At 62.5% G+C, this 23835-nt stretch carries 18 protein-coding genes; 10 read left to right on the top strand and 8 right to left on the bottom strand.

Annotation, left to right across the window (positions count from 1 at the left end; all coding sequences use genetic code 11):
• Positions 1–50: 50 nt before the first annotated feature.
• Entirely contained in the window at positions 51–2117 is a 2067-nt protein-coding gene (locus AB2N08_RS05435) for a S9 family peptidase (RefSeq protein ID WP_367609615.1), read from the top strand.
• A gap of 56 nt (positions 2118–2173) precedes the next feature.
• On the opposite strand, the gene AB2N08_RS05430 is transcribed toward AB2N08_RS05435, so the two are convergent.
• The 6 genes from AB2N08_RS05430 to recA form a co-directional block, all read right to left on the bottom strand.
• The gene (locus AB2N08_RS05430) at positions 2174–2650 is read right to left on the bottom strand and encodes a pilin (protein WP_367609614.1); all 477 of its coding nucleotides are present in this window, start codon (positions 2648–2650) and stop codon (positions 2174–2176) included.
• 306 nt (positions 2651–2956) lie between these two features.
• Positions 2957–3838 (bottom strand): succinate--CoA ligase subunit alpha, encoded by an 882-nt coding sequence (gene sucD / locus AB2N08_RS05425; protein WP_367609613.1) that lies wholly within the window; start codon positions 3836–3838, stop codon positions 2957–2959.
• 18 nt (positions 3839–3856) lie between these two features.
• Entirely contained in the window at positions 3857–5026 is a 1170-nt protein-coding gene (gene sucC / locus AB2N08_RS05420; protein ID WP_367609612.1) for an ADP-forming succinate--CoA ligase subunit beta, read from the bottom strand.
• A gap of 70 nt (positions 5027–5096) precedes the next feature.
• The gene (locus AB2N08_RS05415) at positions 5097–5660 is read right to left on the bottom strand and encodes a DUF2889 domain-containing protein (protein ID WP_367609611.1); all 564 of its coding nucleotides are present in this window, start codon (positions 5658–5660) and stop codon (positions 5097–5099) included.
• A gap of 334 nt (positions 5661–5994) precedes the next feature.
• Positions 5995–6459 (bottom strand): recombination regulator RecX, encoded by a 465-nt coding sequence (gene recX, locus AB2N08_RS05410; RefSeq protein ID WP_367609610.1) that lies wholly within the window; start codon positions 6457–6459, stop codon positions 5995–5997.
• A 75-nt stretch (positions 6460–6534) separates the two neighbouring features.
• The gene (gene recA / locus AB2N08_RS05405; protein ID WP_367609609.1) at positions 6535–7608 is read right to left on the bottom strand and encodes a recombinase RecA; all 1074 of its coding nucleotides are present in this window, start codon (positions 7606–7608) and stop codon (positions 6535–6537) included.
• 308 nt (positions 7609–7916) lie between these two features.
• On the opposite strand from recA, the gene AB2N08_RS05400 reads away from it, so the two are divergent.
• From AB2N08_RS05400 to AB2N08_RS05380, 5 genes are all read left to right on the top strand, one after another.
• Positions 7917–8669 (top strand): response regulator, encoded by a 753-nt coding sequence (locus tag AB2N08_RS05400; protein ID WP_367609608.1) that lies wholly within the window; start codon positions 7917–7919, stop codon positions 8667–8669.
• Positions 8666–10237, top strand: a complete 1572-nt coding sequence (locus tag AB2N08_RS05395; protein ID WP_367609607.1) for a sensor histidine kinase — start codon at positions 8666–8668, stop codon at positions 10235–10237. Before AB2N08_RS05400 ends, AB2N08_RS05395 begins: the two co-directional genes overlap by 4 nt.
• Positions 10227–10547, top strand: coding sequence for a DUF4212 domain-containing protein (locus AB2N08_RS05390; protein ID WP_367609606.1), 321 nt, complete (start codon positions 10227–10229; stop codon positions 10545–10547). The genes AB2N08_RS05395 and AB2N08_RS05390 overlap by 11 nt, the downstream gene beginning before the upstream one ends.
• A complete protein-coding gene (locus AB2N08_RS05385; protein WP_367609605.1) occupies positions 10544–12592 on the top strand; it encodes a sodium:solute symporter family protein in 2049 nt (682 codons plus the stop codon). Before AB2N08_RS05390 ends, AB2N08_RS05385 begins: the two co-directional genes overlap by 4 nt.
• Positions 12593–12704: 112 nt before the next feature.
• Positions 12705–14735 carry an alpha/beta hydrolase family protein gene (locus AB2N08_RS05380; RefSeq protein ID WP_367609604.1) on the top strand — a complete coding sequence of 677 codons (2031 nt, stop codon included), beginning with the start codon at positions 12705–12707 and terminating at the stop codon, positions 14733–14735.
• Positions 14736–14766: 31 nt separating this feature from the next.
• On the opposite strand, the gene tssK is transcribed toward AB2N08_RS05380, so the two are convergent.
• Positions 14767–16242 (bottom strand): type VI secretion system baseplate subunit TssK, encoded by a 1476-nt coding sequence (gene tssK, locus AB2N08_RS05375; RefSeq protein WP_367609603.1) that lies wholly within the window; start codon positions 16240–16242, stop codon positions 14767–14769.
• A gap of 9 nt (positions 16243–16251) precedes the next feature.
• On the opposite strand from tssK, the gene tssE reads away from it, so the two are divergent.
• From tssE to tssG, 3 genes are read left to right on the top strand one after another with little or no spacing between them, the layout of a single operon-like run.
• Positions 16252–16767 (top strand): type VI secretion system baseplate subunit TssE, encoded by a 516-nt coding sequence (tssE, locus tag AB2N08_RS05370; protein ID WP_367609602.1) that lies wholly within the window; start codon positions 16252–16254, stop codon positions 16765–16767.
• Between the two features lie 20 nt (positions 16768–16787).
• On the top strand, positions 16788–18617 hold the full coding sequence (tssF, locus tag AB2N08_RS05365; protein WP_367609601.1) for a type VI secretion system baseplate subunit TssF: 1830 nt from the start codon (positions 16788–16790) through the stop codon (positions 18615–18617).
• The gene (tssG, locus tag AB2N08_RS05360; protein ID WP_367609600.1) at positions 18581–19693 is read left to right on the top strand and encodes a type VI secretion system baseplate subunit TssG; all 1113 of its coding nucleotides are present in this window, start codon (positions 18581–18583) and stop codon (positions 19691–19693) included. Before tssF ends, tssG begins: the two co-directional genes overlap by 37 nt.
• Here the strand turns inward: tssG and AB2N08_RS05355 are convergent.
• A complete protein-coding gene (locus AB2N08_RS05355; RefSeq protein WP_367609599.1) occupies positions 19690–20880 on the bottom strand; it encodes a hypothetical protein in 1191 nt (396 codons plus the stop codon). The genes tssG and AB2N08_RS05355 overlap by 4 nt on opposite strands.
• Positions 20881–21054: 174 nt before the next feature.
• Here AB2N08_RS05355 and AB2N08_RS05350 point away from each other — a divergent pair, with 174 nt between their 5' ends.
• Complete coding sequence (locus tag AB2N08_RS05350; RefSeq protein WP_367609598.1) at positions 21055–23823, top strand: type VI secretion system Vgr family protein; 2769 nt, start codon at positions 21055–21057, stop codon at positions 23821–23823.
• Positions 23824–23835 lie beyond the last annotated feature (12 nt).

The raw sequence follows: 23835 nt of genomic DNA, 5'->3' as shown, positions 1-23835 counted from the left end.
TGCCGGCTTGCCTGCGGCACCCGGCCGCGGGACTGATCGACGAGGATGGCATGAAATTTCGTTTGATGACGGTGGCAGCGGCGACCCTGGCCGCCACCACCGCAATGGCCGCGCCGCGCGGCTTCACCGTGGAAGACCTGGTCAATATGGAGCGGGTGGGCAGCCCGGCCGTATCGCCCGACGCCACGCGCGTGGTCTACACCGTGCGCAGCACCGACATGGAAAAGAACCGCGGCAATACCCAGCTGTGGATGATCGACCTGCGCGCCGCCAAGCCGACGCCGCAGCGCCTGACCGACCACGCGTCCAGCAGCGCCGACCCGGAATGGTCGCCGTCGGGCGACGCCGTGTACTTCCTGTCCGCGCGCTCGGGCTCGTCCCAGGTTTGGCGCCAGCCAATCGCCGGCGGCGCCGCCGTCAAGGTCACCGACCTGCCGCTGGACGTCGACAACTTCCGCGTGGCGCCAACGGGCGACCGCCTGGCGTTCAGCCTGGCGGTGTTCCGCGACTGCGTCGACCTGGCATGCACCAAGGCCCGTCTTGATGCCAAGGAGAAGGAAAAAGCCAGCGGCAAGGTCTATGACCGCCTCTTCGCGCGTCATTGGGATACCTGGAGCGACCACCGCAACGCGGTGCTGTTCTCGGCGCCGATCGGCGCGGCAGGCACGATCACCGGCGAGCCGGTCAGCCTGTCGGGCTCGCTCGACGGCGACGTACCTTCAAAACCGTTTGGCGACCGCGAAGAATACCGCTTCAGCCCGGACGGCAAGACGGTCGTGTTCTCGGCGCGCATCGCCGGCAAGACCGAAGCCTGGTCGACCAACTTCGACCTGTACACCGTGCCTGCCGCCGGCGGCGGCGCGCCGCGCAACCTGACCGCCGACAACCTGGCCTGGGATACCAAGGGCACGTTCTCGCCCGATGGCCGCACGCTGGCTTACCTGGCGATGGCGCGGCCCGGCTTCGAGGCGGACCGCTACCAGATCATGCTGATGGACGTGGCCACTGGCAAGAAACGCCCCCTGGCCGCTGATTGGGATCGCTCGGCCGGCAGCCTGGTCTGGCGCGCCGACGGCAAGGCGCTGATCGTCGATGCGGAAGACATCGGCCAGCATCGTTTGTTCTCCATTGACGTAGCCGGCGGAAAGGTCACGCCGCTGACGGACACTGGCGCGGTCGGCGCGTTCGACCTGCGCCGCGATACGCTGGTCTACAGCCATGCGAACCTGTCATCCGGCGCGCAATTGTTTTCGATGAAGCTCGGTGCCAAGCCGAAGCAGCTCACGACGCTCAATACCGAGCTGTTGAAGGATGTGCGCTGGGGCGAGGCCGAGCAGTTCTCGTTTGCCGGCGCGAACGGCGACACCGTGTACGGTTACGTGATGAAGCCGTGGAATGCGCAGCCGGGCCAGACATATCCGGTCGCGTTCATCGTTCACGGCGGGCCGCAGGGCAGCTTCGGCAATAGCTGGAGTTATCGCTGGAATCCGCAGACGTATGCGGGCGCGGGCTACGCGGCCGTGTTCATCGATTTCCACGGTTCGACCGGCTACGGCCAAAAGTTCACCGACTCGATCAGCAACGACTGGGGCGGCAAGCCGCTGGTCGACCTGCAAAAGGGCTACGACGCGGCAGTGCAGAAGTTCCCGTGGCTCGATCGTTCACGCGACTGCGCGCTGGGCGCGTCGTACGGCGGCTACATGATGAACTGGATCGCGGGCAACTGGTCGGATGAGTTCAAGTGCATCGTCAATCACGACGGCGTGTTTGATACGCGTGGCATGGCCTACTCGACCGAGGAGCAGTGGTTCACGGATTGGGAGAATGGCGGGCCCTACTTCAAGGTGCCGGAGAACCATGAGCGCTTCAATCCGGTTCATCATGTGAATAAATGGAAGACGCCGATGCTGGTGATTCAGGGGGATCTGGACTTCCGGATTCCGACGGCGCAGGGGTTGGGGACGTTTACTGCGCTGCAGCGCCAGGGTGTGGAGAGCAAATTGCTGGTGTTCCCGGACGAAAACCACTGGGTGCTCAAGCCGGCAAACTCGGTGCAGTGGCATCACACAGTAAATGGATGGCTGGATCGGTACTTGAAGGCGAAGCCAGCAAAGTGATGCTGGAATGAAAAAAGCCCGCTGTGAAGCGGGCTTTTTTCGACTATGAAAAACTATCAGTCTTCGTCAGCAATAGCGACGCTGTTTTTCTCGAATGCTTCTTTGATCGCTGCGTTGGTAGCGTTGGTCTCTACGTTCCAACCGATCGAGGTGTTGTTCACAACTGGCGTGAAGGTCACGGTCTTGTCGGCACTGTCGCCGCCGATATTGTTCAGGGTCAGCACGATCACGCCCCCTTCGTTGACGACAACTGACTTCGCTTCGGTCGTAGCGACGAAGGTAGGGAACAGACCTGGTTTCTTTGCGGTGGTGCAATCAGTCGCAGCGCCATCCTCTTGCACGCACATTGCCACGCCGGTTTTGTATGGGGTGACAACGCTCAGCGCGTTCGATGCTTTAGCACGTGCGGTGTAGTTCGAGTACTGTGGAATTGCAACAGCAGCCAGGATACCGATAATCGCAACGACGATCATCAGTTCGATCAGGGTGAAGCCGCCTTCGGCCTTTTTGGTTTGCATTTGCTTGAAGTTCATTTTAAATCTCCAGGGTGGGTATTTCAAAAAAGTGGACCTACGTATCTTGTGCTGCTCGCTGCTACGCTTTCTTATATGCAAGCGCTGTGCCAGCCCAAAAATGGTGGAAAACGGTCGATTTTATGAACATGAAGCCAACAAAACCCTGTTCCAGCACAAAAAACGGCACCCCGGATGACAAAATTTGTCAGTGCCGTACGGCAATTTTTGTCACACACGGCCTGTGTCAACAAAAACTGCCGCACTAAATAGAAAACGGGGAGCTCGCGCTCCCCGTTTTATCTTTCGATCACGAGATCGTCAGGATTACAGCATGGCTTTCAGCAGACGCGCCATTTCCGACGGGTTCTTGGTGACGGTGATGCCGCAGGCTTCCATGATTTCCAGCTTGGCTTGCGCGGTATCCGCACCGCCCGAGATCAGCGCGCCGGCGTGGCCCATGCGCTTGCCTGGTGGCGCGGTGACGCCAGCGATGAAGCCGACGACTGGCTTCTTCATATTGTCCTTGATCCAGTAAGCCGCGTTGGCTTCGTCAGGACCACCGATTTCGCCGATCATGATGACCGCGTCGGTATCAGGATCGTCGTTGAACATCTTCATGACGTCGATGTGCTTCAGGCCGTTGATCGGATCGCCACCGATACCGACTGCCGACGACTGGCCCAGGCCCAGTGCGGTCAATTGACCGACTGCTTCATAGGTCAGGGTGCCCGAACGCGAGACGACGCCGATGCGGCCCTTGCGGTGGATGTGACCTGGCATGATGCCGATCTTGATTTCGTCAGGGGTGATCAGGCCTGGGCAGTTAGGACCCAGCAGCAGGGTCTTCGAGCCAGCTTTGGCCATGCGGTCCTTGATTTCCATCATGTCACGGACTGGAATGCCTTCGGTGATGCAAATTGCCAGATCCAGCTCGGCTTCGACGGCTTCCCAGATTGCAGCGGCTGCGCCTGCTGGTGGGACATAGATCACCGACACATTGGCGCCGGTTTCTTTTTTCGCTTCCGAGACGGTCGCGAAAATCGGGATGCCTTCGAAATCTTCGCCGGCTTTCTTCGGGTTCACGCCAGCAACAAACGCTTCCTTGCCGTTCGCGTACTCACGGCACATGCGGGTGTGGAACTGGCCGGTCTTGCCGGTGATGCCCTGGGTGACTACTTTGGTATCTTTGTTGATCAGAATCGACATTTTTTATTTCCTTAGCAATTAGGCTTGACCGGCAGCAGCGGCGACGACCGACTTCGCTGCGTCTTCCATCGTGTCTGCGGCGATGATTGGCAGGCCCGATTCGGCCAGCATCTTCTTGCCCAGGTCTTCGTTGGTGCCCTTCATGCGCACGACCAGCGGCACTTGCAGCGAAACGGCTTTCGATGCAGCGATCACGCCTTCGGCGATGACGTCGCAACGCATGATGCCGCCGAAGATGTTGACCAGGATGGCTTTCAGGTCAGGGTTCTTCAGCATGATCTTGAACGCTTCGGTGACTTTCTCGGCCGTGGCGCCGCCGCCGACGTCGAGGAAGTTGGCTGGCTCGCCGCCGAACAGCTTGATGGTGTCCATGGTGGCCATGGCCAGGCCGGCGCCGTTGACCAGGCAACCGATGTTGCCGTCGAGCGAGATGTAGGCCAGGTCGAATTTCGAGGCTTCGACCTCGGCTGCATCTTCTTCGTCCAGATCGCGGTAGGCGACGATTTCAGGACGGCGATACAGGGCGTTCGCGTCGAAGTTGAATTTCGCGTCCAGGGCGATGATCTTGCCACTGCCGGTGACGATCAGCGGGTTGATTTCAGCCAGCGATGCGTCGGTTTCCCAGTAGGCTTTGTACAGGCCTTGCAGGTTGGCGCGTGCATCGGCGATCGAGCCGGCTGGCACACCGATCTTGGCGGCGACGTCGTCAGCCTGCGCATCGGTCAGGCCGACTTTCGGGTCGATCACGACGTTGTGGATTTTTTCCGGGTTGCTGTGCGCGACTTCTTCGATGTCCATGCCGCCTTCGGACGAGGCCATCAGCACGACTTTCTGGCTGACGCGGTCGGTGACCAGCGAAACGTACAGTTCTTGTTTGATGTCGGCGCCTTCTTCGACCATCAGGCGACGGACTTTCTGGCCTTCCGGGCTGGTCTGATGCGTGATCAGCTGCATGCCCATGATCTGGTCAGCGTATTCCTTGACCTGCTCGAGCGATTTGGCGACTTTCACGCCGCCGCCCTTGCCGCGGCCACCAGCGTGGATCTGCGCCTTGACGACCCAGACCGGACCACCCAGTTCTTCAGCAGCTTTGACAGCCTCTTCCACGGACATGCACGGAATACCGCGCGGAACGGTCACCCCGAACTTTCGGAGGATTTCTTTGCCCTGATACTCATGGATCTTCATGCTGGCTTCCCTTCTATCGATTACTGAATTAGAAACGGTTGAACTACAAAAAAAACAAAAACGACGACGGCTAACCCGAGACGGCCTTGATGGACCAGCGCGGGTAATATTTGGCCACGGCGGGGCCGTCGCTACGCAGGGCGTGGCAACGGTCGAGCTCAAATGGACGGTCGGATGACGTGGCGCCGTGCCCGCCTGGGGCATCGACGCTGTCGTCAGCAAAGGCTTGCAGCGCTGCGGTAGGCAGCACCTGAGCCAATTCGGTCAGATGGGTGCAGCCGAGCACGCCGGATAGGCGGTCTTTCAGATGCAACCGGAAATGGTTCACGAGCGAGAGCCCGATCAACTTCTTGTAGGCAGGGCCGATGGTATCGCAAAAGCCCGGATACGGGACGGCATCGGATGCGGCTTCGGCATCGACGATGTTCAGGTCACGGTCGATCGTGACGCGCAGCTTCAGGTCGTGCACTGGCGTGCCGCCAGGCCGTTCGCCGGAAGCAAGTTCAACAGTGCGTGTTTTCACATCGCGGATGCTGGCATCAAGATCCCACAAGCCATCGTCGCGCGCATAGGCGTCGACTGTGATGGCGCGCGTATGCCGGAGCGAGCGCGATACGGGAAGAGACAAAGGCATAAATACCAGTGCCGTCGGGGACGGCGGTTAGTGATGCAGCCGGTGTGCTAGTGCACGTCACCGCAGCTTCTGCGGCAACAACCGCTCATGCGGCGCTGCTTAAACCCGTAAAGTTTATCACAGCGTCCGGACTGGCGCATCGCTAAAACGGTGGACGGCTGGCGCAGGCAATTGCATCTCAAGGTCATTCACTTGCTGAATGACAGGTATCGCTGCGGGCATGGGAACGTGAAAAAGGCGCCAGCGTGCAGCGCCATCGCCCGTTGAGGAATATGCCTTGGCATATCGGGGATGACGCTCCACGCTGGCGCCTGTGCGCAACATGAAGCGGTGACTATTCCAAAAACTCGTCGTCGGCCGGCGCGCCCTGCATCGCCACGCGGGCGGCGCGCTGCGAAAAGCCGCGCTGCAGCAAGAACCGCATCTGCTTGGCCCGCGCCGCTGCATCGACGGCGACGGTGCCGAACTTGCGCTGCCAGACTTCGACGGCTCGCGCGGTTTCGCTGTCGGACAAGTTGGCCTTGATCTCGACCAGCGCCTCACCCGTTAATCCATGACTTTTCAATTCGGCCATTACACGGCTGTCGCCATAACGGCTGGCTTTACGGTTGACCAGGGATTCGGCGAAGCGTTCCTGCGACAACCAGTTATTTTTTTCAAGAAAATCGAGCAGGGCATCGACGTCGTCGCCTTCTTCCGCATACTTGGACAGCTTGCGGCGCAATTCGAAGCGACTGTGCTCGCGCTGCGACAGATAGCGCAGCGCGCGCCCTTTGAGACTGAGTGCGGGAGCGGGCATGGGTGACGTCAGACCATCAGCTTGGCGCCAGGCGCCGATGGCAGATTGCCGCCATCGAGCCCGGCGCCGGGCCGATTATTCACCGACCGCCTGCAGCTTCGGCTTGTCGTCACCGCCGATCGCCGGTGGCAGTTCGCGCACGCCCAGGGCGGTACGGACCTTGTTTTCAATCTCGCGCGCCAGGGCTGGACGGTCACGCAGGAACTGCCGTGCGTTGTCTTTACCCTGACCGATACGCTCGCCGTTATAGCTGTACCACGAGCCCGACTTCTCGACGATCTTGTTATCCGCGCCGAGGTCCAGAATTTCGCCTTCACGCGACGTGCCTTCTCCATAAAGGATGTCGAAGTGCGCTTCTTTGAATGGCGGGGCGATCTTGTTCTTGACGACCTTGACCTTGGTTTCGTTACCGATCACTTCATCGCCGGACTTGATCGAACCGGTACGACGGATGTCCAGGCGCACCGACGCGTAGAACTTCAGCGCGTTACCACCGGTGGTGGTCTCCGGGCTGCCGAACATGACGCCGATCTTCATGCGGATCTGGTTGATGAAGATGACCAGGGTGTTGGTGCGGTTGATCGAGCCGGTGAGCTTGCGCAGCGCTTGCGACATCAGGCGCGCCTGCAGGCCTGGCAGCGAATCGCCCATATCGCCTTCGATCTCGGCGCGTGGCGTCAGGGCCGCGACCGAGTCGATGACGACCAGGTCGACACTACCCGAGCGCACCAGCGCGTCGGTGATTTCAAGCGCCTGCTCGCCGGTATCGGGCTGCGAGATCAGGAGATCGCTCAGGTTGATGCCCAGCTTTTGCGCGTAGGTGACGTCGAGTGCATGCTCGGCGTCGATGAACGCGCAGGTGCCACCCAGCTTTTGCATCTGGGCGATGGTTTGCAGCGTCAGGGTGGTTTTACCCGACGATTCAGGACCGTAGATTTCAACGATACGGCCGCGCGGCAGGCCGCCGACGCCCAGCGCGATGTCCAGGCCCAGCGAACCGGTGGAGACGGTCTGCACTTCTTCGACCGGCGTGTTCGCATCCATGCGCATCACCGAGCCCTTGCCGAACTGCTTTTCAATCTGCGCCAGGGCGGCAGCCAGCGCCTTGCCCTTTTCAGCGGCGTTCAATGCGGTTTTTTTGTCGTCCATGGTGTACTTTCTGTCGTGGAGTAGGCAAGGTGTGGGCGGTCACGCGCACTTCAAGATCCACTACTGTATAAAAATCCAGTGGTTTTTGCAAGCGAAAAGATGTGGCAATTTTATCAACAATCGCTCAGGACTCGCATTGTTGAGTTAAATCAAACACAATACGCTACGGTCGTCATCCCCGCGGAGGCGGGGATCCAAGTCGCATGCAGGTCGCTTGCGCGAAATGCAGTCAGAGTGCTGAAAACTTGGGTTACCGCCTCCGCGGGAACGACGTGCATGTGTCAACTAAGAAATGATGAGGTGTCCCCATGCGAATTCTGCTCGCCGAAGATGATAGCGTACTTGCCGACGGCCTGACGCGCTCCCTGCGCCAATCCGGCTATGCCATCGATTGCGTCAAGAACGGCCAGGATGCCGATACCGCACTGTCCACGCAAGAGTTCGATCTGCTCATTCTCGACCTCGGTCTTCCAAAAATGTCCGGGCTGGAAGTGCTGCGGCGCCTGCGCGCCCGCGCCTCCCTGTTGCCGGTCCTGATCCTTACCGCGGCCGATTCGGTCGAGCAGCGCGTCGAGGGCCTGGACCTGGGCGCCGACGACTACATGGCCAAGCCGTTTGCGCTGTCCGAACTCGAAGCGCGCGTGCGCGCCCTCACCCGGCGCGGCGCCGGTGGCGGCGCGGCCGTGGTGCGCCATGGCCCGCTGGTCTATGACCAGGTCGGCCGCAGCGCCTACATCAACGACCAGATGCTCGACTTGTCGGCGCGCGAACTGGGCCTGCTCGAAGTGCTGCTGGCGCGCACCGGGCGCCTGGTCTCCAAGGAACAACTGGTCGATCACCTGTGCGAATGGGGCGAAGAAGTCTCGAACAACGCCATCGAGGTCTACGTGCACCGCCTGCGCAAGAAAATCGAGGTCGGCGGCGTGCGCATCGCCACCGTGCGCGGCTTGGGCTATTGCCTCGAGAAATACTCGGAGGCCAGCGCCGCTGCCGCCGCCGCCGCTGCCGAAGTGGCGGCGAACGACGCCCGCATCGCCGCCACCGCCGCTGCCGACAAGTGAACGCCGGCATCACGTCCGAGCCTGCGCATCCGCACCTGCAACAGGGCTCGCACGTAGCGGCGACGTTCGAGCCGCTCTACGTTCCGCCCAATCCCGAACCCGACGAAAACATCCGTCACTCGCTGTTCGGTGAAATCCTCGACTGGATGCTGGCGCCGCTGCTGCTGCTGTGGCCGATGAGCATCGCGATTACCTACCTGGTGGCGAAATCGATCGCCAATCAACCGTTCGACGATGCCCTTGAAGACCGCGTCACGGTGCTGAGCCAGCAGATCCGCAGCGTGGACGGCAAGACAGTCGGCCAGCTACGCACGGCCGGGCGCGACATCCTGCGCGCCGACGACGTCGACAGCGTGTATTACCTGCTGGCCGGCCCGGATGGCGAACACCTGGACGGCGACCGCGACCTGCCCCGCCCGCGCGCCAACAGTGCTGGCGAGCCGGCCCGCAGCGGCGCCGTCGAATTTCGCAACGACACCATCCACGGCACGCCGATCCGCGTGGCCTACACCTATATCAACCTCGATCCGCTGCACGAGCGCGCAGCCTTGCCGGCGCCGCCGCTGGCGCTGGTGCAGGTAGCCGAGACGCTCGACAAGCGCGCGCACCTGGCCAACGAGATCATCAAGGGCGTGATCCTGCCCCAGTTCATTATCTTGCCGGTGATCCTGGCGCTGGTGTGGTTTGCGCTCTCGCGCGGTCTGAGCCCGCTGGCCGAGCTGCAGCAGCGCATCCGCGCGCGGCCGCAGGACGATCTGTCGCCGATCGATCCGCGCCAGGTGCCCGAAGAAATCTCGCCGCTGGTCGGCTCGTTCAACGACATGCTCGAGCGCCTTGGCAAGACGGTGGAGATGCAAAAGCGCTTCATCGCCGACGCCGCGCACCAGATGAAAACGCCGCTGGCCGGCATGCGCATGCAGTCCGAACTGGCCCTGCGCGAAGTCGATCCGGCCGAAATCCACCGCTCGCTCGAGCAACTGGCCAAAAGTTCCGAGTCTGCCACGCGCCTGGTGAACCAGCTGCTGGCCCTGGCGCGCGCCGAGAATCAACCGCAGGCAGGCCTCGCGTTCGACGAGATCGACCTGGCCGTCGTCGCGCGCGAAACCGTGCAGGACTGGGTGCAAGCCTCGTTCGCGTACCAGATCGACCTGGGCTTCGAGCCGCCGGCAAATGACGAAGAGCGGGTGACGATCGCCGGCCAGCCGCTGATGCTGCGCGAGATGCTGTCGAACCTGATCGACAATGCGCTGCGCTACACGCCGCCCGGCGGCAGCGTCACGGTGCGCGTACGCAGCGATGGCGACCATGCGCTGCTCGAAGTAGAAGACACGGGCCCGGGCATTGCGCCGACCGAACGGATGCGTGTGTTCGAACGCTTCTACCGCATCCTGGGCAGCAATACCCAGGGCAGCGGCCTGGGGCTGGCGATCGTCCGCGAGGTCGCCCAGCAGCACGGCGCCGACATCGACATTTTTAACAATCCACGCAGCGGGTCCCAGCGCTTTCCGGGCAGCCTGTTTCGCCTGACTTTCCCGCCGCCTGTGGGCGAGCCTGACCATGCCGACTGATCCAACCGACGATATCGAGGCGCGCCGGCGTCTGGAGCGTGCCCGCGCAATCCACTGGAACCGCACGCGGCGCATGTCGCTGCTGCTGCTGGCCGTGTGGCTGGCCACCGGCTTCGGCACCGTGTTCTTTGCGCGCGAACTGGCGCGCTTCGAGGTGTTCGGCTGGCCACTGTCGTTCTACATGGCCGCGCAAGGCGCCGCGCTCGTGTCGCTGACGATCATTGCCATCTACGCCTGGCGCATGCGCCGGCTCGACCGCCAATACCACGATAACCACGATGACCACGACCGGATGGCATCCCCCCCATGAGCACCAAGACCAGTTATTTCAAGAAGCTGTCGCGCTACTACCTGTGGTACACCGGCGCGTTCGCGCTGTTCCTGGTCGCCGTCGCGCTGCTCGAGCAGGAAGGCATGCCGCGCCTGTGGATCGGCTACCTGTTCATGTTCGCCACGATCGCGCTGTACGCGATCATCGGCGTGATCTGCCGCACCTCGAACGTCACCGAATACTATGTCGCCGGGCGGCGCGTGCCGGCCATGTTCAACGGCATGGCCACGGCCGCCGACTGGATCTCGGCGGCCAGCTTCATCAGCCTGGCCGGGGGCCTGTACCTGCAGGGCTTCGACGGCCTGGCCTTCATCATGGGCTGGACCGGCGGCTTCGTGCTGGTGGCGCTCTTGATCGCGCCCTACCTGCGCAAGTTCGCGCAGTACACGGTGCCGGATTTTCTGGCGGCGCGCTACGGCGGCGGCGCGGGCGGGCGCGGCGGCCCGGTGCGGGCGCTGGCCGTGGGCGCGACCATCCTCGTCTCGTTTACCTACGTGGTGGCGCAGATCTACGCGGTCGGCCTGATCGCGTCGCGCTTTACCGGTGTTGATTTTTCGGTCGGGATTTTCCTGGGCCTGGCCAGTATTCTGGTGTGCTCGTTCCTGGGCGGGATGCGCGCCATCACCTGGACCCAGGTGGCGCAGTACATCATCCTGCTGGTGGCGTTTCTGATCCCCACCATGTGGCTGTCGGTGAAACACGCCGACAACCCAATCCCGCAGGTAGCGTATGGCTCGCTGCTGCCGAAACTCACTGCGCGCGAAGCCGAGCTGGCAAACGACCCGCGCGAAGCCCAGGTGCGCGCCGAGTTCCTGCGCCGCGCCGACGGCTACGCGGCGCGCGTGGCGGCCCTGCCCGAATCGTGGGAAGCCGGCAAGCTCGATGCCCAGCGCCAGCTGGCCGCGGCCCGTGCACGCAACGCCTCATTGACCGAAGTGCGCCAGGCCGAGCGCGCGCTGACCACCTACCCGAACTCGGTCGACGATGCCCGCACACTGTGGCTCGAACGGCGCGATGCCAACCTGGCACGGGCGCGGCCGCCCGAGCCGCATGCGCAGCCCTTCCCCGGCGCCACGCAAGAAGCCTCCGACGAACGCCGCAACAACTTTCTGGCGGTGGTGTTCTGCCTGATGTTCGGCACCGCCGCCCTGCCCCATATCTTGATGCGCGCCTACACCACGCCGTCGGTGCACGAGACGCGTGTGTCGGTGTTCTGGACGCTGTTCTTCATCCTGCTGATTTACCTGACGATTCCCGCGCTGGCGGTGCTGGCCAAGTACGACATCTATACCTCGCTGGTCGGCAGCGATTTCTCGGCGCTGCCCACCTGGATTTCATACTGGGCCAATGTCGACAAGGCCAATCCCCTCATCAGCGTGGCCGACATCAATGGCGACGGCATCGTGCAACTGGCCGAGTTTGCCATCGACGCCGACGTGCTGGTGCTAGCCACGCCCGAAATTGGCGGCCTGCCGTATGTGATTTCTGGCCTGGTGGCGGCCGGCGGCCTGGCGGCGGCGCTGTCCACGGCCGACGGCCTGCTGCTGGCGATTTCCAACGCGCTGTCGCACGACGTGTATTACAAGATGGTCGAACCGGGTGCGTCGACCCAGAAGCGGGTAACGATCTCGAAACTGCTGCTGCTCGCGGTCGCCTTTATCGCGGCATATGTGGCGTCGCAAAAGCCGGCCGACATCCTGTCGCTGGTGGCGGCGGCGTTTTCGCTGGCAGGCTCCACGCTGTTCCCGGTGCTGGTGCTGGGGGTGTTCTGGAAGCGCGCCAACCACATCGGCGCCATCTCCGGCATGGTGGCGGGCTTTACCGTGTGCCTGTACTACATGCTGCGCGCCAGCCCGGCCTTGGGCGGTAATGCGCTGGATACCTGGTTCGGCATCCTGCCGATGGCGGCCGGCGTGTTCGGGGTGCCGGCGGGGCTGCTCACCGTGGTAGTGGTGAGCCTGCTCACGCCCCGCCCGAGCCGGGCCAGCGCTGGCATGGTCGACTATATTCGTGCGCCCGAATGACGTGGCGGCAGTGGGAATTGAAGAGATTTTTCCGGTGAACCAGATGCTATTCTGAGCCGGCCCTCCAAGGGCGTAATCCTATCGATCACCACGCATTTCACGGAACTATCACATGTCTGCAATTACCCGCGTGCTGGGCGCCGCCGCCATCGCGCTATTCGCACTGGGCACGCCGGCGGCAGTGCTGGCGCAAGCCCCGGCAACTGCCCCGGGCGCGCCACCGCCGTTGTCGGCCTTCTTCGCCAACGCCGCCTTTGGCGGTGCCAAACTCTCGCCGGACGCCCGCCATCTGGCCGCCCGCGCGAGTGCGAAAGGTGGCCGCGATTTCCTCACCGTCATCGACCTGCAACACAACAAGGGCAAGATCGTCGCGTCCTACAACGATGCCGACGTCGGCGATTTCGAGTGGGTCAACAACGAGCGCCTGGTCTTCAACACCCGTGAGAAAAACGTGGGCGAAGGCGACATGAGCAAGGCGCCCGGCCTGTACGCAGTCAACCTCGACGGCACGCAGTTCGTGCAGCTGGCCGAACGTACCGGCGGCGGCATGGTCGCGGGCGGCCCCAAGAGCAGGCGCCTGCTACCCTGGAACACATTCATGCTGCCCCAGCCGGGCGCTCAGACATCGGACGAGGTCTACGTCACCCACCCGGTGCTCGACACCAAGCAGACCGTCCGTTACGTCGACCTGCTCCGCCTGAACACCCGCACGGGCTCGAGTCAGGTCATGCCGCGACCGGGCAATGTCAAGGGCTGGCTGCTCGATCACCAGGGCGAGCCGCGCCTTGCGTGGTCCAGTGAAGACGGCCGCGTTACGCTGCATTACCGCGAACCGGCCGACGGCGCCTGGCGCGTGTTGACCAGCTACGCGACATTCGGCGCCGGCCAGGATGCCATCACGCCAGTGGGGTTCGGTCCGGACGGAACCCTGTATGTCGAGGCGCGCGGCAGCAAGCCGACCACGTCGCTGTACACCTACGACATCAAGGCCGGCAAACTTGCCTCCGAACCACTGCTCAGCGCTGCCGGCTACGATTTTGAAGGCAGCCTCGTGCGCAACCGCGACAAGCTGCTTGGCGTTGCGTTTCGTACCGATGCGATCTCGAACGAGTGGTTCGATCCAGGAATGAAAGCATTGCAGGCCACGCTCGACAAGCTGCTGCCGGCCACGATCAATCTGGTGTCGGTGCCGGCCCAGGCCGATTCGCCGTGGGTGCTGGTGACGTCGTACTCGGACACGATCCCAAACCGCTTTGCTCTGTACAACACCGGCACCGGCGTGCTCAACAAGATAGCCGACGCGCGCACCGGCATCGATTCACAACAGATGGGCCGGCAACAATTCGTGCGCTACAAGGCGCGCGACGGCATGGAGATTCCAGCACTGCTGACCCTGCCGCCGGGTGCGCAGCGCACCGGCTTGCCGCTGGTGGTGCTGGTGCATGGCGGGCCGTATGTTCGTGGCGGTTCGTGGGGCTGGGATGCGCAATCGCAATTTCTGGCATCGCGCGGCTACGCCGTGCTCGAACCGGAATTTCGCGGCAGCATGGGCTTCGGCGTCAAGCACTTCCAAGCCGGCATGAAAACCTGGGGCCTGGCAATGCAGGATGACCTCGCCGACGGCGCGCGCTGGGCGATCGGCAAGGGCCTGGTCGACCCGAAACGCATCTGCATCGCCGGCGCCAGCTACGGCGGCTATGCCACGCTGATGGGCTTGGTTAACGATCCTGACCTGTACAAGTGCGGCATCAACTGGGTCGGCGTCACCGACATCGGCCTGCTGTTCGACAATGGCTGGAGCTTCACGTCGGACGCCTCCGACGAATGGAAGGCCTACGGCCTGCCGCAACTACTGGGCGACCCGGTCAAGGATGCGGCGCGCTTCAAGGCAACGTCGCCCGTCCAGCAGGCCGCCCGCATCACCCAGCCACTGCTGCTGGCCTACGGCGGCGTCGACCGGCGCGTGCCGATCAACCACGGCACCGCCCTGCGCGACGCCGTCATGCGCACCAACAAGCAGGTCGAATGGGTTGAATATCCGGAAGAAGGCCACGGCTGGGCGCTGGAAAAGAACCGGATCGATTTCTGGACGCGGGTCGAGAGGTTTTTGGAGAAGAACATCGGCAGTGGTGCGGTGCGTTGATCGACGCAGCGCGCTTCCCGGCGGTACGGGACTACAGCACGGCAATGAGATCGATCTTGAGTCCCGGCATACCATCGGGCGCATAGATGGCCAGCACCCCGGCCTCCAATGCCTTTTCGTACAAAGAATTTTTCATGGCCAACGAAAAATAATAGGTGTTGGGCCGCACCGGAATTGCCGCTGGCACTTGCGGCATGTGCGCGATCGGTACGCCTGGCAACGCCGATCCGACGATACTTTCCATGTTCTCGGGTGCAGCCACTTTCAGCCGGACCGGCACCGTCGCCACCAGGTCGAGCCCGGCCATATCGGCGCTGATCGCCAGATAGAGCTGGCTTTGCTGCGTGACCTTTGCCGGATCGAGTACCGCCTGTGAGAACGAGCGCCGGCTCTTGTCGGCCACGAACGGGATGATGAAGTATTTGGTGCCGATTGCCGTATCGACGAGCTCGCGCAGCAGCGCATCGAGCTCGGCAAATGCCTCGCCCATCGCCTCGTGGCGATAGGCGGGCAAGTCAGCCGTCTTGTAGCGATCGGAAAACGTCATCAAGCCGCCGGCAGCCGTTAGCATTTGCCCGAACATCACCTCTGGATGAAACCCGGGCGACCTGGCACAGTGCATGAACAGCGCATTGGCCGTGCTCAGGATATTGAGCATCCACCACGACGAGATATCGCCCGCGCCGACTTCGTACATGCTGTTGTTGGTCATGCGGTGGGTACGCTGGAGCGATTCGATCCTGGTCGTCATCACACCGGTCAGGCCATCGAGCATACGCGCCAGGCCAGGCGCGGCGCTGACCGCGACGCTCGGCGGAATGAACTCCGGCACGATCTCGAATCCGCCTTCCGGCACTCGCCGCAGCCGGACAATGGGCATGCTGGCCTGCGCGCCACGCGGCTCGGGCTGCAGCAGCAGCCTTGCCTGCTTTTTCAAAAAAGGCACCTCGATCGCCATGGCGTCGGTGACCAGGTCGGTGGTAGCCAGGTCGCAGCGCACGTAGCGGCTGTTGTCGTCGGCATTGCCCCCATGCGGCTTGATCAGGGCGAGGGCGGCATGGAACGTGAATGTATCGACCTCTGGCGGCAGGCGCGAGAGATCAACCGGCTCGGGCAGCAGGTCGGCGCCCGGCGCCTCGTAAATTTCCCCGTCCTGGTAAATGATCGACATCGTCTCCGCGCTCAGGCGGTTGTGTCCCAATCCGTCCACATTCCACGCCACCTTGCACACGCCCCAGAAGTACGGATTGAGGGCCGAGGCGATGCGCTGGAGCCGCGTTTCATGATAGAGATCCTGACGCTGGAAATGCTGCGGCCCCAGCGTCAGGCCCTCTGACCACATGACCTTCGATGTTGCGCTCATGGTTCCTCCGTCTGAAGTTTGGCTGGACACATTCTCGGAAGAATGGCGTGGCACCTCATGCGCGATATTGATTTCGCGCAGCCAGGCGTCGTATCGACCAGCAAGGCCGTTCCCTTGTGACAGCGCAATATTTCCGAGATTCAAGATCCGATAATGGCTGCCGGGGATGTTGCCGACTTTGACGAAAGGATCGCCATGCGCGGCTTTACTGCCGGTCTGTTCGACCGCCTTGACGAGACCACTGAACCGCCGGCGGGCAACCGCCGTGACACCCGCGCCCAGGCGGTCGACGATGCAATGCGCAGCGTTACCCGAGACCTGCAGGCACTGCTCAACACTCGCTGCGGCCTGCCTCCCGGCGCTTTTACGCCACACCCGGCAGTGTCGGGCTCCATCCTGAACTACGGCCTGATCGACTTCGCCGGCATGTGCATGAACAGCGACGCCGACCAGCAGGAGATCTGCAAAGCCGTCCAGCTGGCCATCCAGCGCCATGAACCACGACTGCACAACGTCACCGTGGCGCTCCAGCGCGCACGGAGCAGTATCAACCGCGTGGAATTCGTGATCACTGCGCAGCTGAAAAATACATCGATGCCAGGGGCGCTGTCGTTCAACGCGGTATTTCGTCCGTCGCTACAGCAGTATTCGATCGAAGGTGCCAACTAAAGGGCGCACGCGCTGATCCCATGGATGAATTGTTGACGAAGTACGAGCGCGAGCTGGTCATTCTCAGGTCGCTGTGCCGGGAGTATGCGCAGCGTTATCCCAAGGTTGCCGCCAAGTTGCAAATGGGCGGCGATACCTGCGACGATCCGCACGTCGAACGCCTGGTACAAAGCGTCGCTCTGCTCAGCGCGCGCGTCTCGAAACGTCTGGACGACGCATATCCGGAGTTCACCGAAGCACTGCTCAACCTGCTTTATCCTCACTACCTGCGCCCGTTTCCCTCCTGCGCGATCGCGCGCATGGCCGATGGAATGGATGTTCCCGACATGCCTCGCGGGACCTTGCTTGAATCGGCGCCGGTGCACGGCGTCGCGTGCAAGTTCAAGACCATCTACGACGTCAAGCCGTCGCCGGTCGTGCTACGCGCCGCACGTTTCGACACCACCATCCACGCCCCTGTCGCGATGCGCCTGCCGGAGGACGTCACCTCGTCACTGACGCTGACATTCGGCGCCGCAGGATCCGGCGCGCTGCCATTGCCCGACACGGCGACGGCGCTGCGCGTGTATGCCGATGGCGACGCCTCGTTTTGCGCCGCGCTGCGCGATACAATCTTCGTGCACACCGAAGCGGCGTACGTGCAGCTTGACGATGACGGCCCCTGGGAACGCTTGCCCCATAGTCCGATCACGCCGGCTGGTTTCGCGCCGGGCGATGCCCTCATCCCGTTCGAGGCCCGCTCGCACCAGGCGTACCGCATTCTTGCCGAGTATTTCATCTTTCCAGAGAAATTCAATTTCTTCGACATCGATATCGCCTTGCTCCTGGCACGTGTACCTGCTGGCAGCACCAGCGTCACGCTGCGCCTGGCGATTGCCGGGATCCGGCCCGACGCCGACAAGGCGCGCATGCTTGCCGGCCTGTCGATGCAGCATCTGGTGCAAGGCTGTACGCCGGTCGTCAATTTGTTCCAGCAGCCTGGCGTTCCGATCAGGTACGACCAGCGATCCACCGACTACACACTGCTGGCGCATGGCAATTTCCCGCAGGTGTACGAAGTCTATTCGGTCGATGCAGTACACCTGGTGCGCCAGCACGGCAACGACACGTCGATCGCGGCATTCCAGCCGTTCTACGCGCTTCGGCATGGCGACCAGCACACAGGTCAGGGAGGCCGCTATTGGCTGATGCGTCACGACGAGACGCTCGCCTTGTGCAGTCCGGGCCACGAAAAATCGATCACGCTCGTCGGCGCCGATTGCGATCCGCTCGAGATCGAGAGGAATGTCCTATCGGTCGAATTGAGCTGCACGAACCGCGACTTGCCGTGCGCGCTCACCGTCGGTGAGCCAGATGGCGACCTGTTCGTACCCGGCGCAACGGGCGGCGCCATCATCCGCATGCTGCGCCGGCCAACCCGCCCTGCCCGGCTGACGAATGACGCGGGCATGCACTGGCGCCTGATCTCGCATCTGACGCTGAACCAGCATTCGCTGATGGCCGAGGGCGTGCAGGGTCTGCGCGAAATGCTGTCGTTGTATGACCTGGCGTCGTCGTCCGTGTCGCGCCGGCAGATCCGCGGCATCGTCGCGCTCGACCAGCACGACACCACGGCCTGGATCCGGCACCGGAACGGCACATCGCTGGTGCACGGTACCGAGGTGCGCGTCACGCTCGACGAAGAAGCGTACGCCGGCGCAGGCCTGCACCTGTTCGTCCAGGTGCTCGACCAGTTCTTCGCGCTGTACGTTCACCTGAACAGCTTCGTGGAACTCGTCGCTGTTTCACATCAGAGCGGAAAGGAGCTGATCCGATGCGCGCCACGAAGCGGAAGCATGCGTCTTCTGTAATCGCCCAGCTCCTGGCCGAGCCGTACCGGTTCAGCTTTATCCAGCTGGTCAATTTGCTGCTACGAGCGTTGCAGCGCCACGGTATCGGTCGCGAACGCGCCTTGCACACCGTGCTCTCGTTTCGCACCAGCCTGGCGCTGTCGTTTCCTGCCAGCGAAATCGAAGCGCTCGACGTCGAGCCGGCAACGCAGGATCCACTCGGCGCGCTGCGCGCAGGCACACTGCAGCGTATCCGCATCACGCCCGCATTCATCGGCCTGCTTGGGACCAGCGGCACCCTGCCTGCGCACGATACCGAGCGGATCGCGGCGCGCAAGTCGTTCGGTGACGATGCCAGCCAGCGCGAACTGCTCGATGTCATGTCAACCCGGATGATCGGACTGTTCTACGAGGCATCGGTCAAGTACCGGGTCGAGCATGACCTGGCCATTGGCGACGGGGACCGGTTGCTGCCGATGCTGACTGCCATGGCGGGCGCACGCCCGATACCGGCCGCAACGACCGGGCGGCCAGCCGGCCAGCGCAAACAAGTCAGGCAAGAAACCGCAGCCTATTTTGCCGGGCTGCTTCGCACCCGCCCCGTATCGGCCAGCACCGTCGAACAGGTGTTGAGCAGCTATTTCGATGTGCCCATCCGGCTCGAGCAATTCGTCGGCTGCTGGGATCCGATTCCCGAAAACCGGCGCAGCACGCTGGGCGTCTCCAAGCCGGTACTGGGCGTCAGTGCGGCGCTGGGCGTACGCCTGTGGCGGCATGACCTGCGCGCCCGCCTGCATGTGGGCCCACTGGACGAAGCCCAGGCGCGCAATTTCCTGCCCGGCGGCGCGGCGCTGGCGGCATTGGCGGAAATGACGAGCCTGTTTGCCGTGCCGACCTTGCGCTACGAACTGCGCTTGCTGCTCGCGCCGCCTGCCGTCAAGCCGCTCACGCTGAGCACGAGAACCCCAGCGCGTCAGCTGGGCTGGAGCACGTTTCTTACCGCGACACCGGGCGTCACGGACCGGCCCGACGTCAGCTTGATGCTGCACCTTCCGACGCCTGCTCCCGCGCCAGTGACGGATCGCGGCGGCGTTTAGGCCGCAACACCGGCCCGGTAAGTTTTGGGCGCAAGTACCTCGCCCTTCAATTGGGCGGCATGAATCAATACTGGCGCGACGAAGATGAGTCTGCGCTGCCGGCTGCCGGCACCGCAAGGCTGCATCCTGAAATGCCCGCGGCGCCAATGCGGCGCCACCGGGCCTCCCGGCAGCCCTGGCGCGCCACTGGCCGGCATGGATGCCGGGCCAACCAGAATGCTGTTGTATCGTGACGCCGCACCGCGCAATAGTTTTACCCGTTTGCGCTCGCCAAGACCGGCCGCGCGACGCACGGCGACATCGTGATCCGGGCGGTCGACTACCCGCGCCTGCCGCAAGGTCATGTACAAAAAGACTTTGACCACATAGCTCATGGCAGCATGCATTGATTGGCAGAGCTGTTCGACGTCTGGATCCCCACATGTGCCAAGAATGCCGTCAAGCCACTCACCGACCGTGGTATCACCGCGATCAGTATCACCGAGCAACGATACATTCCCGTTGCAATGGTCGCCTGATTTGCTGATGAAAACGAATTCGAGTGTCCAGCACGACGCCATCGCGGTGAGGTGTTCACGATGCCGGGTGAGGAAACAGTACACCCCATCGAAGACACCGCTGGCAACGTCCGTGAACGGCGGTGGCGTCAGGTGGCGCATTGCCGCGTCACCAAAGCGCAGGTACAGCGCCGGATAGGGCGGTGCGACAGAGCTCATCGGCACACTGAGGTCGACATCGGAATTGGCCAGCAGCGTTTCCAGCGCGGGCGTGGATTCAATTACCGTTCCATTGTGCAAAAAGTACCTCAGGTTCAACGCGATATCGGTTGCGAGAATCTGGATATCCTTCATCACACCCACGGCCTCTTCCGCAGAGGTCAGGTGCGGCTCCGTTATCTGTACGAGTTGTTCGAGAACTTTTTCCCGGATAGCCCAACAGCACGTGCCGGGATCCTGCCAGTCATTCCAGAATCCGGTACCACTGAACGCTTGCGTCCAGGCAGCGAGCGCTCCCTGGGCGCGAAACTGCACCGGGTGCGGCCTGCCAAACAGTTTGTGCACACGGCTCACGTCCAGCGCTGGCCCGGCGTCGACAGCGTAACCGGCGCGCAGCGAGCGGCTACCTGAAGCGTCAGGCGCAGGGCGAACGCCTGGCACTGGCCTTGGCTTCTTCGGCTTGGTTCCCATTCCGCCTCCTGCTGATGTGACTCGGAAAAGATACAAACAGGAAAACTGTAGACAGGGCTTAAAAAAACTCATTGACGCCAATCAATTGAAACTGAGCGACAGCGGGCTAACGTAGTTGTTGGACATGTGGTTCATTTCAATTCTGGCCGTGCAAATGGCCATTGGAGGCAGTCAATGGACGAAAGCCACATCATCGCCGCCGGCGCCGCCCTGTCTGCATTCCGCGGCAACTCGCAGCACAACCGGCTGATGCGGCTGGACTTTCCTCTTGACGATGGCCCCCCGGCCATCCTGCTGCCCAATCAACTGGTCGCCCGCGAGGAAGTCTCGCGCGGATTCCGGTTCGAGGTCGAAGTGCTGTCGGACGACCCGCGCATTCCGCTCAAGATGCTGATGGGCCGGATGGTCACAATTTCCCTCGTGCGCCAGGATGGCTCGCTGCGTTACTTCAACGGCTACATCACCGAGTTCGGCTTCGAGCGCGCCGACGGCGGCTTTGCCTTCTACCGGATGGTGCTCGAGCCCTGGCTGGCCTTCGCACGCCTGCGCAAAAACAGCGTGTCGTTCCACGGCAAGAGCGTGCGGCAGATTACCGAAGAAACGCTCAAGCATTATCGCCAGGCCGAATGGCATATGAACGTCTTCGAAGAAGATCCGCCCTTGACCGTCGCCAATCAGCATAACGAGGCCGATTACAACCATCTGCACCGGCGCTGGGAAGCACGGGGCATGCATTACTGGTACGAGCACCGCTTCGATGGCCACAAGCTCATAATTTCCGACATGAGCTTGCTGAACGAGCCGATCGACGCCACCAGCTACGACGGTGTGGACGTCCTTGCATTCCACGACAAAAGCGGCTCGCTCGAAGACGACGGCATCCATCTCTGGAGTGCGAACCGGCGCCTTGGCTCTGGCACCACCACACTGGCCAGCTTCGACTACAAGAATCCCGCCGCGCAGCGCGCCACCGGCTATTCAGCCAACCGCCAGGGCGACATATTCGCCTACGAAGTGTATGAGGACGCCGGCACCTACGGTTTTCGCATGCGCAGCGATGGCGAACTGCTCGCAATGCAGCGCATGGTGGAGCAGGACAAGGATACGCAGACGTTCGAGGCCACCAGCAATGCGCGCAGCGTCATGCCCGGGCGCACGTTCAAACTCGGGGGCCATTTCAGCGCCGAACCGCGCTCGATGGACTACGACCCAGAACCGCGCCGCAGCATTGGCGAGCGCAGCTACCTGATCCTGTCAGCCGTGCATGAGGCGACCAACAACTACCAGGCCGGAACAGGCGGGCCGTCGCACTACGAGAACAGCTTCACCTGCATCCACCAGGACATTCGCTGGCGGCCGGGACGCGACTTCAACAGCGAATCAGGCGCCTACATGGGATTGCACACTGCGACCGTCGTCGGTCCGGCCGGCGCCGACATTCACACCGATGGCTTCGGCCGGGTCAAGCTGCAGTTTCACTGGGACCGGCTGGGCCAGCAAGACGAGAACAGCTCGCCGTGGATCCGGGTGCTGAGCCCGGCTGCAGGAAAGGAGTTCGGCCACGTCCGCCTGCCGCGCGTGGGCGAGGAAGTCGCTGTCGTTTATCCGAACGGGAATATCGACCATCCACTGATCCTGGGCGCGCTGTATAACGGCACGCATATGCCGCCATGGAAGCTGCCGGCGCAAGCGGCGCTGGCGGGCCTGCGCAGCCGCGAGCTTGGTGGTGGTGCACGCGGCAACCATCTGGTGCTGGATGATACGAAAGAGATGATCCAGGCGCAGCTCAAAAGCGATCACCAGTGCAGTCAGTTGTCGCTTGGGCACATCACGCGGATCGAGGATACGACTGGACGCAAGGATGCGCGCGGGGAAGGCTGGGAGCTGCGCACGGACGGGCATGGCGTTGCGCGGGCGGCCAAGGGGCTGTTGATCACGACCGAGGCAAGGCAGGCTGCGCGCGGGGCCATCAAGGATATGGATGAGACGGCGAAGCGGCTCGACGCCGCGCACAAACTGCACGATGCACAAGCGACAGCGGCAATGGAGGGGATGGCGCAGGAAAGCGGACAACAGGACATCATCGCCGATGCGCTCAAGGCACAAAATGACGTCGTGCGTGGCGCTGGTAAAGATTTTCCAGAGCTTGCACTACCCCACCTTGTGCTGGCCAGCCCGGCGGGAATCGAAACGAGCACTGCGCAATCAACCCACATCGCCAGCGCCGAGCACACGGCATTGACATCTGGCCGCAGCCTGTCGATCGCCACTGGCGAGAGCCTGTTCGCCAGCATCAGGCAGACGCTGCGCCTCTTCGTCCACAAGGCGGGCATGAAACTGATTGCAGCATCCGGCAAGATCACGGTGCAGGCGCACGACGATGACATCCAGGTCATCGCCAACAAGGTTCTGTCCCTGATCAGCCAGGCTGACTGGGTCGATATCAAGGGCAAAAAAGGTGTGCGCCTTCACGGCACGGAATGCATGATTGAAATCACCGACCGCTTGCAGGTCTTTGCATCCAAGCCGGCACTGTTTCACGGCAACCTTGAAACCCTGTCTCCGCAGAACCGTCCGCACCCATCGACGGAGCACAAGATCAACATCGCAGAGCCGGCGACGACGGAAGACCCCCAACAGCTGGTCTTCACTTTACTGACGCATCCCGAGAATGGCCGTCCGTTCGCCAATGTCCCCTACTCGCTATTGAAGAACGGGACAAAAATCGAAGATGGCATCACCGACGACCTGGGCCAGATCGCCATCGAGCACACGGCGGGAACCAGGGACTACCAGGTCGAACTTCCGAATGGCGAAATTTACGACCTGGCGGCGCTTCCACAATCCGCGCCGCCCGCCTCGCCGGAATATCTGGAGCAAACGCTTTCCAGTGCAGGCGCACGGGCCCTCGATGGCTCGACCGATAGTCGCGAACATCTCTGACAACCAACACAA

The sequence above is a fragment of the Massilia aurea genome (genome assembly GCF_040790145.1).
In the GTDB taxonomy this organism is placed as follows: domain Bacteria; phylum Pseudomonadota; class Gammaproteobacteria; order Burkholderiales; family Burkholderiaceae_D; genus Telluria; species Telluria aurea_C.
Note: the sequence above shows the minus strand (reverse complement) of the source record. Positions and strands in the feature narration are given on the sequence as shown.

Excerpts from the sequence above, each read along its gene's own strand:
- AB2N08_RS05435 (WP_367609615.1), top strand. The coding sequence starts at position 51 with ATGAAATTTCGTTTGATGACGGTGGCAGCGGCGACCCTGGCCGCCACC.
- AB2N08_RS05430 (WP_367609614.1), bottom strand. The coding sequence starts at position 2,650 with ATGAACTTCAAGCAAATGCAAACCAAAAAGGCCGAAGGCGGCTTCACC.
- sucD (WP_367609613.1), bottom strand. The coding sequence starts at position 3,838 with ATGTCGATTCTGATCAACAAAGATACCAAAGTAGTCACCCAGGGCATC.
- sucC (WP_367609612.1), bottom strand. The coding sequence starts at position 5,026 with ATGAAGATCCATGAGTATCAGGGCAAAGAAATCCTCCGAAAGTTCGGG.
- AB2N08_RS05415 (WP_367609611.1), bottom strand. The coding sequence starts at position 5,660 with ATGCCTTTGTCTCTTCCCGTATCGCGCTCGCTCCGGCATACGCGCGCC.
- recX (WP_367609610.1), bottom strand. The coding sequence starts at position 6,459 with ATGCCCGCTCCCGCACTCAGTCTCAAAGGGCGCGCGCTGCGCTATCTG.
- recA (WP_367609609.1), bottom strand. The coding sequence starts at position 7,608 with ATGGACGACAAAAAAACCGCATTGAACGCCGCTGAAAAGGGCAAGGCG.
- AB2N08_RS05400 (WP_367609608.1), top strand. The coding sequence starts at position 7,917 with ATGCGAATTCTGCTCGCCGAAGATGATAGCGTACTTGCCGACGGCCTG.
- AB2N08_RS05390 (WP_367609606.1), top strand. The coding sequence starts at position 10,227 with ATGCCGACTGATCCAACCGACGATATCGAGGCGCGCCGGCGTCTGGAG.
- AB2N08_RS05385 (WP_367609605.1), top strand. The coding sequence starts at position 10,544 with ATGAGCACCAAGACCAGTTATTTCAAGAAGCTGTCGCGCTACTACCTG.
- AB2N08_RS05380 (WP_367609604.1), top strand. The coding sequence starts at position 12,705 with ATGTCTGCAATTACCCGCGTGCTGGGCGCCGCCGCCATCGCGCTATTC.
- tssE (WP_367609602.1), top strand. The coding sequence starts at position 16,252 with ATGGCTGCCGGGGATGTTGCCGACTTTGACGAAAGGATCGCCATGCGC.
- tssF (WP_367609601.1), top strand. The coding sequence starts at position 16,788 with ATGGATGAATTGTTGACGAAGTACGAGCGCGAGCTGGTCATTCTCAGG.
- tssG (WP_367609600.1), top strand. The coding sequence starts at position 18,581 with ATGCGCGCCACGAAGCGGAAGCATGCGTCTTCTGTAATCGCCCAGCTC.
- AB2N08_RS05355 (WP_367609599.1), bottom strand. The coding sequence starts at position 20,880 with ATGGGAACCAAGCCGAAGAAGCCAAGGCCAGTGCCAGGCGTTCGCCCT.
- AB2N08_RS05350 (WP_367609598.1), top strand. The coding sequence starts at position 21,055 with ATGGACGAAAGCCACATCATCGCCGCCGGCGCCGCCCTGTCTGCATTC.